Annotated in this window: 13 protein-coding genes; 9 read left to right on the top strand and 4 right to left on the bottom strand. The window is 60.6% G+C overall.

Annotated features, from left to right (window positions below):
- Positions 1-224 precede the first annotated feature (224 nt).
- Entirely contained in the window at positions 225-476 is a 252-nt protein-coding gene (locus IC762_RS35225) for a hypothetical protein (protein ID WP_246801504.1), read from the top strand.
- A gap of 513 nt (positions 477-989) precedes the next feature.
- Here the strand turns inward: IC762_RS35225 and IC762_RS09840 are convergent.
- The 3 genes from IC762_RS09840 to IC762_RS09830 form a co-directional block, all read right to left on the bottom strand.
- Positions 990-1,436, bottom strand: a complete 447-nt coding sequence (locus IC762_RS09840; protein WP_195788601.1) for a hypothetical protein — start codon at positions 1,434-1,436, stop codon at positions 990-992.
- Between the two features lie 14 nt (positions 1,437-1,450).
- Positions 1,451-2,305, bottom strand: a complete 855-nt coding sequence (locus IC762_RS09835; RefSeq protein ID WP_195788600.1) for a hypothetical protein — start codon at positions 2,303-2,305, stop codon at positions 1,451-1,453.
- 75 nt (positions 2,306-2,380) lie between these two features.
- On the bottom strand, positions 2,381-3,814 hold the full coding sequence (locus IC762_RS09830; protein ID WP_195788599.1) for a glycosyltransferase: 1,434 nt from the start codon (positions 3,812-3,814) through the stop codon (positions 2,381-2,383).
- Positions 3,815-3,962: 148 nt separating this feature from the next.
- Between IC762_RS09830 and IC762_RS09825 the strand changes: the two genes are divergently transcribed.
- Genes IC762_RS09825 through IC762_RS09810 form a run of 4 tightly spaced genes read left to right on the top strand, consistent with a single transcriptional unit; the run spans position 3,963 to position 7,250 of the window.
- Positions 3,963-4,487 carry a glycosyltransferase gene (locus IC762_RS09825; protein ID WP_246801502.1) on the top strand — a complete coding sequence of 175 codons (525 nt, stop codon included), beginning with the start codon at positions 3,963-3,965 and terminating at the stop codon, positions 4,485-4,487.
- Positions 4,484-5,056 (top strand): glycosyltransferase, encoded by a 573-nt coding sequence (locus IC762_RS09820; protein WP_195788598.1) that lies wholly within the window; start codon positions 4,484-4,486, stop codon positions 5,054-5,056. The genes IC762_RS09825 and IC762_RS09820 overlap by 4 nt, the downstream gene beginning before the upstream one ends.
- Before the next feature lie 45 nt (positions 5,057-5,101).
- Positions 5,102-6,352, top strand: a complete 1,251-nt coding sequence (locus tag IC762_RS09815; protein ID WP_195788597.1) for a glycosyltransferase family 4 protein — start codon at positions 5,102-5,104, stop codon at positions 6,350-6,352.
- Positions 6,353-6,410: 58 nt separating this feature from the next.
- Positions 6,411-7,250 carry a glycosyltransferase gene (locus IC762_RS09810; protein WP_195788596.1) on the top strand — a complete coding sequence of 280 codons (840 nt, stop codon included), beginning with the start codon at positions 6,411-6,413 and terminating at the stop codon, positions 7,248-7,250.
- Here the strand turns inward: IC762_RS09810 and IC762_RS09805 are convergent.
- Positions 7,247-7,990 carry a polysaccharide deacetylase family protein gene (locus tag IC762_RS09805; protein WP_195788595.1) on the bottom strand — a complete coding sequence of 248 codons (744 nt, stop codon included), beginning with the start codon at positions 7,988-7,990 and terminating at the stop codon, positions 7,247-7,249. The genes IC762_RS09810 and IC762_RS09805 overlap by 4 nt on opposite strands.
- Before the next feature lie 208 nt (positions 7,991-8,198).
- On the opposite strand from IC762_RS09805, the gene IC762_RS09800 reads away from it, so the two are divergent.
- The 4 genes from IC762_RS09800 to IC762_RS09785 are packed head-to-tail and all read left to right on the top strand — an operon-like array spanning position 8,199 to position 12,602.
- The gene (locus IC762_RS09800) at positions 8,199-9,248 is read left to right on the top strand and encodes a lipid II:glycine glycyltransferase FemX (RefSeq protein WP_195788594.1); all 1,050 of its coding nucleotides are present in this window, start codon (positions 8,199-8,201) and stop codon (positions 9,246-9,248) included.
- A 1-nt stretch (position 9,249) separates the two neighbouring features.
- Positions 9,250-10,188, top strand: a complete 939-nt coding sequence (locus IC762_RS09795) for a glycosyltransferase family 2 protein (protein ID WP_195788593.1) — start codon at positions 9,250-9,252, stop codon at positions 10,186-10,188.
- On the top strand, positions 10,185-11,429 hold the full coding sequence (locus IC762_RS09790; RefSeq protein ID WP_195788592.1) for a GNAT family N-acetyltransferase: 1,245 nt from the start codon (positions 10,185-10,187) through the stop codon (positions 11,427-11,429). Before IC762_RS09795 ends, IC762_RS09790 begins: the two co-directional genes overlap by 4 nt.
- Positions 11,430-12,602, top strand: coding sequence for an aminotransferase class V-fold PLP-dependent enzyme (locus IC762_RS09785; RefSeq protein WP_195788591.1), 1,173 nt, complete (start codon positions 11,430-11,432; stop codon positions 12,600-12,602). It abuts the gene before it with no gap.
- Positions 12,603-12,605 lie beyond the last annotated feature (3 nt).

Genomic DNA, 12,605 nt, shown 5'->3' with positions numbered 1-12,605 from the left:
CGTTCGTGGTCCCCACCGACGACGCGCGATCCCAATTCGCCAACGGCACAATATTTTTGACCGACAATTGATCGCTGATCGAGGCCTTCGGCAGGCCTAACGCGCTGGTGACGATATAATCGGCCGTCCCGGGTGTCCCGGTGCCGGAACCCTGTCCAGCCAGCGCACTGTGCTGGCTGGATTTGAGCGCGAGCGGCTGCAGGGGGCAATTGACATAACCGCAGGTGCCGCAGCAAGCGCTGGCATTCGAAGTCATCGGCAGCGATGCGGAAAGCGAGGTCGTCGATAGCGGGGTCGCAGATACCGGTGTAATCGATCCTGCATCCGAAACGACGATTGACGCCTGCCTGCTGCCGACAGGGTCGCTCGGATTCGACGGGTCGGCGGCGAGTGGCGAATTGTTCTGCGTGCTGCTCGGCGCGATCGGCTTTGCGCCGCTGTCGGGATTCTCCGTATCGGACACCAATATCGGCTGATCAACGGCCGAAGCCACCTTTACGAATTCGATACCGGTTCGGCCGTTCTGCGGCAGCGGTTCTCCCGAACCGTCCTGCGAAGCCCCATCACCGAGCGCCCCGGCTCCGCCGCAGGGAACGTCCGCGAGATTGATGTCGGCCGGCAGCCGCGCCAATAGCGAGGCATTCAGGCGTTGAGGGGCCAGTTCGCTCGGGGGGCTGCCGGTTGTCGGTGCCTGATTGCGGTTTCTCTTCTTGCTTGTCGTATCGGTTCGCGACGGTGCGACATCGAAAAGCGAGTTGTCATCTTGCATAATGCAACTCCGTCAGAAAATCTCGAGAGATAAAAAATGCGGCCTGCTCGTCGACACGCTATTTAAAGTTTAATTGCACGTCAATTAAATATTAAATATATAAACCGGTATTAACACGGGAGTGCCCGGAATTCATGCATCCGGCCATCGTGAATACCCTGCACAAGCAGCGGCTGAGCTGCGGGCCGAACTCCAGAACTCGAGCAGAGATCGCCTCGGCTCACTTGAGCGAAAGCGCCGCGGCAAACGCGGTGCCGGTCGACTGCTTCCTCGATTGCCCCGCTTCGCTAGAGGCTATCCCAAGCTTTCGCTGAAGCGCGTCACGCTCTTCGAACAGCTCGTTAAGGCGCTCCAGGTTGCCAGCACGGGTCTCCTGCCATTCAAGCCTGTCCTCGGCCGTCCACAGATAGAGCTCACGGTCGCGCCGCGCCAGCGCGGCCTCGTCGGCTTGCAAATGGGCCTCGATGTCGCGCTCGAGGCGTTCGAGCTGGTCTTTTGGAGTTGTAGGCATAAGCACCATAACGTCCGAGCGATATTGGGTTCCAATCGCTCGGCGACTTTGGGAGGCGCCGTCATCGACGCTCCCGCGCACCAAATCGAAAGCAGTTACCGATGCCGATGGCAATTCACAGGCGCGGGAATGTCTATTCTGTGATCTCTGCGTCATGGATTGATACCGCCTCAATTGATGAATCGAACCGCCAGCATCAGCCGGTCGCCGTGTGTCGGAGGCGTCGCGCGATGATAGCAGGACGTATCTTGCACGAACCCCATTCCGGCCGGACCTTCGATCGTGATCTCGTTTTCAATTCCATAGAGCTGCCTGACGGTGGTTTCCGACGCGACCGCCGAGCCCAGCAGCATTCGCATTGGCTTCCGATCGTGTGAGCGCTTCATCATCCTGTGCGCGCCGGAATTCCGATCCGTCGGCGTGATATAAAAGCTCGCATAGAGGAAGTTGTAGCCGCCGACGTCGTAATGATAGTCGATGACGTGGTGCCGCAGCCGCCGGCGCTCTTCGTCTGAGAAGTCGGATGCAAAACTCCAATCCAGAATGGTCATGATCCGATGCGGTTCGTGACCGAGATAACCGCGCACGATTGCCCGAAGCATCGGATCATCGATCACAGCCTGGATCGCCGGGCAGCGCGCCGGATTGCGGATGCCGCCGATCGGGACGGCTCTCCCGTCGGGCGCCTTGCCTCGAACAACATCGCCATATCGAAAGGTCGGGCCGTTGGGATCGTACCCCGCGAAGAGTGGCTCCGAACGACCGAACGCGTCGATCTCGGCGACAGTATCCGCCGGAAGCGTCAAGCCGACGAAGACAGCCTCTTGCCGAATGGTCCGGACGATCTCGCCGACATCTGAACCAGGGAACAAAGTTCGGCGCATATCGTCCTCTGCTAAGATCGGCGCCGGCGGATCAATCACGCGTCGCATCGCGCCATAAGCAACGCGCACCGTCTTGAAGCGCCCGAGCGCGTATTCGAGATCACCTTTGCGAATTCTGTTGGCGATTCCTGCAATGTTCATCGGCAATCTCCCCCTCGAAATTCTCGATCCGTCTTCATTACGTCGAGGCAGCCACCTCGCTTCATCGAAATAATACTAGGTCCAGGCAATGTTGCGGCTTGCGTCGAACACCTCAATTGGTGTTTGCCGGAGCGTCGGCTGCCTCTTAATGAATTGTGCGACGTATGTTGCGACGGCCTCACCGCCTTCATGGCGACTGAGATCTTCACTTATCTCGATGATATTCCTGCTGCAGCTCGCGTCCGCCAGAATGCCTTTGACTGCATCGCCTATAGTTTTCGCGGACACGTCCTTGCGCCAAAGCCGCCTTCCGACCCCCAGCCGCTCCACGACGGAGCTGTTGTAGGCCTGGTCGACGAAGAACGGGATGCACAGCATCGGCGTGGCACCGAACAGCGCCTCCTGAATGCTATGCGGCCCCCCCTGTGTGACAAAGCATCGAACCTTGGCCATCGCCAGGATCTCCGGCTGAGGCACGAAGCGCTCAATCCGTATGTTGTCTGCTTCAGGAACGCCGGACAGAAAGCCTCGCTGACTGTCGGGCAGGCTCCACAAGACCCTCGCGTCCAAGCCGCGAAGGCCTTGGTAGATCGCCCTGACAAAAGTCGCGTCGAGGTCGACGGCAGAGCCAAAGGATACGTAAACGACAGGATGATCGCCGGAGTCGATCCAACCCTCGAGTTCAGGGGGGATAGGAGCGGAAGACCGAAACCGCAGCGCCGGGATCTCACTCCGATCGGCACCATCGAGGCGTAGAACCGTACCGAGCCGCTGCCGTTCAGTGCTCGCCGTCCCAACAACCAGCCAGTCCGGCGTTTTTATCGGCGGCGCTCCGTCAAGCGGAAAGGCCGCGTCGAATTGGGCCTTCGCCGCCCGCCGGCGCCGGCGTACTCCGAGCCAGGTCCGGAGGAAGCGGAGCCGATAATAGGACGCACACAGCTTCGTCGAGATAGCCGAAACCACCTCAAAGGCCGACTGAACGAACTGCGGGGCATCGGTGATGCCGTAGGTCTGGACGAAAGGCCGCTGGTTATAGGCCAGGCTGCCGTCGAAGCTGTTCAGGACGATGTTGATGCCCAGCGACTGGGCGATCCGCGCGTACCAATCGGTGAACCAGAGCGTATCGCAGATGATCAGATCCGGCTGCTGTCGGGTCAATTCGTCGCTGAGGCTTGCCGCGGAGTTGCCGACCTCGGCGACGATCCGCGGATACATCATGAGATAATGCAGATAGAGGCAGACGCTGTTGAAGAATGTCGAGCGGCCGAACGCCCGGGTCATTTCCTTCCGCCGCTTCAACCGATCCGTGCTGTTCAACGTGAAACAGTCGAACTGGAATCGCTGCAGGAGAGGTCTGCATTCCTCGGCAATATAACATTTGATCTCGAAACCCTGCTCCCGCAGCGCGTCCGCGATCTTCAGCAACGGCTGCAGATGGCCGTAATCGGGAATGAAGCAGCAGACCGCGATCTTCGGCCGCGTCGCAGTCCTTACAGGCGAATAGCCCACGCACTTCCCCCGCTTGAGGCAACCGGAACGCTTCCAGCACCGCGACATTAAATCGCCGGGCCGATAAATCAACATTTAATATTGACTATCTGTTAATTTGATATTTAAATCGCTTTAATTAATATTATTTCCGCTATTAATTTGAAGAATGGGAGGGATTGCCCGCATGGCAGAAGCTTCGGCGAAGCGCTCTCAAATCGAAAATCACGACAGACCCCGGCAGCGTCGCAAGAAAGTGTTGGCGGTCGCCTCGGGAGGCGGCCACTGGATCCAGCTGCTGCGCGTCATGGAGGCGTTCAGGGATTGCGACGTGACCTTTGTCAGCACGCACGCCTCGTACCGGCCCCAGGTTGCGGATTACAAATTCTATTCCGTCAACGATGCCAGCCGGTCGACCAAGCTCGGCCTGATCAAGACGACACTGCAGCTCGCGCGTATCATCTGGGCCGAAAGGCCCGATGTCGTCGTCTCGACGGGCGCGGCGCCGGGATATATCGCGTTGCGGCTGGCCAGGCTGACCGGCGCCAGGACCGTCTGGCTGGACAGCATCGCCAATGTCGACCAGCTGTCCCTCTCCGGCGCGAAGATCGGCCGTCATGTGGATCTGTGGCTGACCCAGTGGCCACATCTCGTGAGGCCGCAGGGCCCGCATTTTGGAGGGTCGGTGTTATGATTTTTGCCACCGTGGGCACACAGATTCACTTCGACCGTCTCATCGCCGCGCTCGACGACTGGGCGGGCACAACGAATGAAACGGACGTGTTCGCCCAAGTCGGCCCTTCGGCGTATGTTGCAAAGCATATCCAGACGGAACGCTTCATCACGCCGCAAGAGTTCCGTGAGCGTGCGCTCAAGGCGCGGGTCATCATCGGTCACGCGGGGATGGGCTCGATCCTGACCGCGCTCGAGTTCGGCAAGCGCATGATCGTCATGCCGCGCAGGAGCGACCTCGGAGAACATCGCAACGATCATCAGTTGGGCACGGCGCAGTACTTCTCCGGCCAGGGCCGCATCCTGGTCGCCGAAGACCGGCAGCAACTCTTCGACAAACTTTCGCAACTGGCCGGCCCCAACAATGTCGATCCGATCAGCACGTCGGCATCGCCTGCCCTGATTGCAACATTGCGACGCTTCATCGATACGGGCACCTCGCCGGTGACGAGAACCACGCGAACCATCGCTGACCCATTACACGCACGGCCGGCCGGTCCCACAGACAGCCGATGGCGCGCACAGATATAGCCGCATCCCCGGCGGGGGGCCCTGTCGCCACATCAAGGAGCATTCTTGACCAGCCGCCTGGATATATTCTTGCCTTCGGAATTTATCGCGCGTGGTCCGAGCTACACGTGCGGCATGATTGCGAAGGGATTGGTGAGCCGCGAGATCGACGATAGGCCGCTGAACGTAAACATTGTCACGCCCCGGGCAAGCTCGTTTACGATTCCGTCGGTCGGCGTAACCGAGGCACTGCCGATCTGGGCGCGACGATTGCCCTATCGGGTGTCTCGGCCGCTCGCCCTTGCCACGATCGACACCGCATTCTTGCGGATCGTTCGCGAGGTTACCGCTGACAATCGCGGCGCCTATATCTGGCCCAATGCATCCGTCTCGACCATCAACGAGCTGAAGTCCAGGGGCATCACGGTCTTTCGCGAAATGATTAACGGCCCTCGCTGGAGAGCCAAGCAACTGCTCGACGACGCTTACAAGCGTCTTGCAGCGCGCCCGACGCACGGCCTGGACGACACCTCCGCCGAGGTCGAGCGTGACGCACTACACGCCGCGGACTACGTGTTTTCCCCGAACGGCATGGTGACGAAATCATTGCAGGAGACGGGGCTGCCTCCGACAAAGATCCTCGAGGCAAGCTACGGCTGGGACCCGCAGCGCTTCGCCGGAGCCACACGGCTGCTGCCCCCGATCGACGGAGTCAGGATCGCTTTTGTCGGCACAATTGGTGTCCGCAAGGGAGCCCATCTCATTCTGGACTACTGGGCGCGCAGCAAGGTACGTGGCGAGCTCGTATTGGCCGGCGCGATGGAAGCTGCGATCAAGGAGCAGTGCGGCAGCTTGCTTGCACGTCCCGACGTCACCGTGCTCGACTACGTTTCGGACGCTGGAGCGCTTTACCGCTCGGCAGACATCTTCGCGTTTCCCACGATCGAGGAAGGTGGTCCCCAGGTCACCTACGAAGCTTGCGGCTGCGGGCTTCCCGTCATCACCAGCCCGATGGGCGCAGGTCGCGTCGTCAACGATGGCCGCGAAGGTTATGTGCTGGATCCCTATGACGCGGCAGGCTGGGTCGCGGCGATCCAGGAGCTGGCGACTGACGTTTCCAAGCGCAGCCTCATGGCCGAAGCCGCGCTCGCCAGCGCGGACGACTATCGCTGGGAGGCCGTCAGCGCGCGCAGAAAGACGCAGATCGTGGACCGGCTGGAGCCGCATGCCGAGTCATCGGACCTTTCACAGGCTCTTGCAGGCCTCATCTCATCGCATGAGACCACCGTGGCAGAACGCCCGATCGGTGCAGCCTAACTTTCATGCCCAACGAATACGGCATCAACATGCTTCACGCAAGACGGACAGAGCGACGATGATCTCCATTATCATTCCAGCGCACAACGAAGCCGCCGTGATCGGGCGTAGCCTCGAGACGTTGCTGGCCGGAACAGCCCCCGGAGAACTTGAGATCGCCGTCGTTTGCAATGCCTGCTCGGACGACACGGTCGACATCGCGAGACGTTTCCCTGTCCGCGTCCTCGAGACCGACGTGCCAGGAAAAGCGAACGCATTGAATTTGGGCGATGCCGTCGTGCGGGCGTTTCCCCGCATCTACCTCGATGCCGACGTCATCATCACGGCCGATACGGCTCGCAGTCTCGCGGGATCTCTTGCCAAGGGCGAGGTTTTGGCCGTCGCTCCGACACCGCGCATCGACGTCGATGGCTGCTCAATTCCGGTCCGCGCCTATTACATGATCCGTTCGCGACTGCCCTCGTCCCGGCAAGGCATCGGCGGTTCCGGTGTTTATGCGCTGTCGAGCGCAGGCCGCTCGCGATTTGCCAAGTTTCCGGCGATCACGGCCGACGATGCCTTCGTCCGCCTGCAGTTTTCACCCGGCGAACGCGCAACGCTGCCGACCGTGACGTCAACCGTTTACGCGCCGCGGACCCTCAAGAGCCTTACGGCAATACGCACACGCGTTTACTACGGCACTGACGAGCTTGCGCGCCGGTTTCCAGCCATGATGGCGAATGCCGATGCCAGCAACAATCGCGCATTGATGAGGTTGCTGAAGCGGCCAACGATGTGGCCGGCGATCGCGATCTATTTCGGCGTCAACGCGGCGGCCCGCTGCCTCGCCAAAGCGAGAGCCTATCGGAAATCTCCGAAATGGACGCACGACCAGAGTTCCCGATTGCGGCGAGCCTAACGCGCCGATGTTGCCGCACGCGGCTGGACCAGGCGCCGGACACTCCGTCGCAGCCGAAGGGCGGAGCCCGGAACCGACGATTTGAGCAAACCGCGCAACTCCGCGCGCGTTTGGTCCGTCAAAGACCACGCATCGATCTGGCCCGCCAACGCACCAATATCGACACCCGACTGGAGCGATAGTCGCGGCGTCGGCCACGCCGCGGTCAGCCGGGGTCCTCCGTCGCTGCTGAACACCCGGCGATACCCGGCCTTGGCGAGCGCACGCAGCACGCGACGGTCATATCGCCCAAACGGTGCTGCGGCTGCGATGACCGGTCGGTCCGTCACCGCCTCGAGGATTGTCTTCGATTCCTTCAGCTCACGAGCCAGGCACGTGTCGTCAGCGCGGCTCCAATCGACATGGTCAAGCCCATGCGAACCGATCCCGAAGCCCTCGTTAGCGAGAGCCCGAACCTGCCATTCGGTCAAATATCCGCGCTCGCCGAGCTTTGCAGCCAAAACGAAAAAGGTAGCACTGATTCCCCGCTCGCGAAGCGCCGGAGCAAGGATGTCGTAATCGGAACTGTTCCCGTCGTCGACGGTCACCGCGATCGCGGCCCCGCCCGCTTTCGCTCGAACGAGGTCGAGAACCCCGTCCAACTCCTGCTGGCTGAGCCAATAGGGCTGCTCACCAGGCTCATATGCCCGCGACGCGGTTCCCACGCCGTGCAGATTCAGAATGAATTTCCGCTGCGTCAAGACGCCTCCGACCATCGGATTAAATATCTTCTATATTTAATGCTTGCACATATTCTCGTATTAAATAGTATGCTTATATTGCACAGGAATTAAAATAATCAAAGCATGAGCTGAACGTAATTTTCTGCGTAACGCGGATGCCCGCGCCGCCGCTTGTGGAAGCGCGGCTTTGTGCTTTGCAGGTCCCTATTGAAGGCTTGATGCATCCATGACGACCGGACTATCGGTTAATCCTCTCGCGAGCGAGACGTGGGACGAACTGACATCCACATTCCGGGATGCGTCCTATCGTCAATGCAGCAGTTACGCCGTCGCGGCAGCGGCTCACGTCGGAGCAAAATCGGAACTGAGGGGTCTGGCGCAGAACCAGCGCCTCATTGGCCTCGCCGACATCAGGGTCAAGAAGCTTCCCATGACGTCGATGGGGATTGCGTATCTCAATCACGCGCCCATGATCAGGCACGACGAAAGCTTCTGCAAAGAGCAATTCGGTCATTGCCTGGATGCCCTGAAGGAAGAGTATGTCGATCGCCGACGCCTGATGCTGCGCATTACTCCCGCGCTTGATGCTGGATTGCATCAGGAGGATCAGACCTCCTGCCTGGAGTCGCGAGGATTCCGCCCGAGTCAGCACCAGTCGTCCCGGAAGACCATGGTCGTCGACCTCGCCGACCCCCTCGACGACGTCCATCGCCGTCTCCACGCCAAGTGGCGTAGCGACCTCAAAAGGGCACAGAGCGCTGGCGTCGAAGTCACTCGCTCGGTCGAGTTGAACGATTTCGATGCCTTCGAGCGGATATTCCTGACGCTGACCGAAAAGAAAGGCTTCATGCCGAGCCAGGACGTGCGTTTCTTCAAGCGCGTCCAGACCGCAAGCCCGAAAGAGCAGAAGCTCGTCCTCCATCTCGCCTGGCACGATGGAGAGCTCATCGCCGGACATCTTGGCAGTTACGTGGGCGACACCAGCGTTTACCTGCTTGGAGCCACCACCGCACAGGGACGTGATTTACGTGCGTCCTATCTACTGCAATGGAACGCGATCGTGCACGCCAAGTCCGTCGGCAACCTCCACTACGACCTCGGAGGCGTCGATCAGGAGCGAAATCCCGATGTTTATCGCTTCAAGCAAAGGATGAGCGGCCGGATTGTCACTGAAGTCGGCCCCTATGAACTCGCCCCGAGCTTCCTTCGCAAGCAAATCATCAGCCTCGCCGAGCGGGCCAGGAACGTTGTCAAACAGAAGGTGAAAAGCAACTGACATGGACGTCTCTGTCATCATCGTCAATTGGAACACGCGAGAACTTCTGCGCAACTGCCTGGCTTCGGTCATCAGCCAAAGCCGCGACACGTCTTACGAAATCATCGTGGTGGACAATGCCAGCCACGATGGTTCGGTCAGCATGTGCGAGCGGGATTTCCCTACGGTGAAGCTGATCGCCAACGATCGCAACCGCGGCTTCGCCGCGGCGAACAACCAGGCGATGCAGGTCGCATCCGGGCGTTATTACCTGCTGCTGAACCCGGATACGGTGGTGCTGGACACCGCAATAGACCGATGCGTGGCATACGCCGATTCCCATCCCGACATCGGCGTGGTGGGCTGCCAGGTCCTGGAACGCGACGGCCAGATTCAGCAGACCGGCTTCTCGTTTCCCTCGGCCTGGATCCTCTTTCTCACCCTCACCGGGCTGCCTCGCCTGTTCCCGCACTCCTCGATATTCGCGAAGCCCCAACTCGGCTGGTGGCGACGCGACACCCTGGAGGACATCGACGTCATCTCCGGCATGTTCATGCTGGTCCGTCACGAGGCGATCAAGCAGGTCGGTGTGATGGACGAGAGCTATTTCATCTACGCCGAGGAGGCCGATTGGTGCTTCCGCTTCAGCAAGGCCGGCTGGCGCCGCGTTTTTTTCCCCGGCGCGCAGATCATCCACGTCGACGGCGGAGGAAAGAGCACCGGGCAGGTCAACGTCAAGATGCTGGTCCAGCTACAGAAGAGCATGCTGATCTATTTCAGGAAGAACCTCGGGCTCGGTCAGTGGATCGCGGCGAAGACACTCTTCCTGTTTTCGAATGCGGCAAGATTGGTCGGCTGGCTGCTTCCGTCCGTCGTCACGCGAGACCCCGTTGCACGCAGCAAGGCCGCCGCGGCGACGGCGGCGTTGCGCTTTCATATCTTTGGTGTTGACCCGACATGACCATGCTTGATTTCGCAGTCGCGGCGAGGTCTTCCGCAAGGGAAGACACACCGATCGTCGCTTCCGTGGCGAACTCGTTCGAACAGGCGGGGATCTCGCCGGAAGAATGGGACAGCTTCGTCCTAAGCGTCGGTGGGCGCCTGTACTCGAGCTACGACTGGTGCCGCATCTGGTGGCATCACTACGGACGGGGTCGCGAGCTCCGTCTCTTCGTTTTCAGAAAGGGAGAGCGGCTCGTCGGCCTGGCCCCGATGTTCATCGAACGCCTTTGGCTCGGGCCTGTCACCATTCGCATTGCCAAACGGCTGAGTGCCGACTTTGTATCGGCCGTGTTCGCGCTGCCTGTGTCTCCACAATGGGCCGGCATCATCTACCGGCAGATCTTGACGAACTTCGTCGATGTCGAGCAATGCGACGCGGTTTGGTTCGGCTACCTGCCCGCGGGAGACCCCACACTTGCGGCACTACGAGCCGTCGCCGGCCACCCTGGCGGGTCAGTCGCCTTGGCTCGCGACATGGCGACGGGCGTCGAGGTTTCCTTTCAATTACCCGACCGTTTCGACACATATGTTGCAGGGCTGGAGAAGCGCGCCCGCCAGAATTACCGGCGCCAACTTAATCTTTTGAACAAGTCGTTCACCGTCGAGTCATGTCTCGTCAGTGAGCCGGACGACGCAGCCGCCGCGTTCCTGACCTTCGAGGAGGCGCACACCGAGCAGTGGCTGGCCGATCGAAGGCCAGGCTATTTTGGTGATTGGCCTGGCTCCCGCGCGTTCAACCGCGATCTCGTCTCACGTCTCGCGCAAACCGGACAGGTGCGCTTGATGACGTTGAATGCTGACGGGCGCTCCGTTGCCAGTCAGTATGCCCTCACCTTCGGGCCGAACTGCCATTGGCGGCTCCCTGCCCGGTCCACAGAACGAGAAATGGGCCGCTACGGCCTGGGCGTGCTAGGGCTGATGCAGTTGCTCGAGCAGATGACCGGCGAAGGCATTCGCTATGTCGACGCCGGTCCCGGCCGCTACGACTACAAAGTTCAGTATGGCGGCGAGGAGAGCGATTTCCTCTCGATCCTGGTCAAAAGCACACGCGCTGGCTCGTCGCGGCGCGTCAGCCTGTTCCTTGCGTTGTCCGACCTCGTTCATCTGCTTTACTATCGCATCTGGCGATTGAAGCTCGCGCCGCGCCAGCCACTTCGCTACGGCTCACTTTGGCGAACCTGGATTCGCGCTCGGATGTGAATGGCCATGCAATGCGCCGAGATGGTCCGCAGCCCCGTCCAGCTATGTGCCGATTGGTTCGCTGGCGGCCATCCCCCCTCGTGGTTCCAGAACCGCAGCGCCACGTCGATCTTCACTCAGTCGGGGCGCGCGGCGGTCCAACTGGCCGCACGGTTGTGGAACATCTCCGAAGCCGACGACGTGCTCGTACCTGCATATAATTGCGGATCGGAAATAAGCCCGCTCATTGCAGCCGGCGCCCGGGTTTCGATGTATCGCATCGACAGCCGGGCCCAGATCGATATGGCCGACCTGCGCCGCAGGCTAACCCCGCGGACCCGGCTTATTCATGTCACGCACTATTTCGGCCGGCCCACTGACCTCGAGGAACTGGCGGCGTTGTGTCGCGAGCGGCAGATCCGGCTGCTAGAGGACTGCGCACTTTCGCTGTTCAGCGGCGGTACCGGCGAAACGGGCGATGCGGCGGTCTACAGCTTTTACAAGACATTGCCGGTCTGCACCGGCGGCGCCCTCGTTCTTCGCGATGCGCCGCAGTCCAATGTCCATTCTCTCGCGCCGTCCGAATGGAAGCGCAATTCCCGCGAAACGCTCTCGCTGGTCAAGAAATGGGTCGGAACGTCGCTCGGACTGCCGCCGCGAACCCTCTCCACCATTGCGAGCCAAGAAGCCGCCCATGACGCGCAGTCGCTGCCCGATATCCCGGCCTCCTATTATTGCAGAGCTGGCACGAGCGCGACCCAGGCATTCCGGGCAACGTTGGGCGCGGTGCGGCGAACCAACGCCGCTGACGTCGCGAGTAAACGCCGGAACAATTATAACGATCTGCATCGCCTCTTGTCAGACGGTGGAGACTACACCTTGCTCTGGGACAGGCCGATCGAGAATCGCAAGACCTGCCCGCTCGGGCTGCCGATCCTTGTGCGGGACAAGCCGCAATGGTGCGCCAAGCTGAACGCGTCCGGCGTCCCCGTGTCGCCTTGGTGGTGGGGCTGCCACAAGGGACTGGACTGGAACCAGTATCCCGAAGCCCTCAAACTCAAGAAAGAGCTCATTCTGTTGCCAGTCCATCAGGATCTCGAGCAGCGCCATATGCAGCACATCGCGCGTGTCGTGCGCTCGTTCGGCACGGGCACCAAACGATCGCTTGGCGCCACGGATCGGGCCGCCGGTTAATCC

The sequence above is a fragment of the Bradyrhizobium genosp. L genome, assembly GCF_015624485.1.
In the GTDB taxonomy this organism is placed as follows: domain Bacteria; phylum Pseudomonadota; class Alphaproteobacteria; order Rhizobiales; family Xanthobacteraceae; genus Bradyrhizobium.
This window is presented reverse-complemented; position numbering and strand designations above follow the sequence as displayed.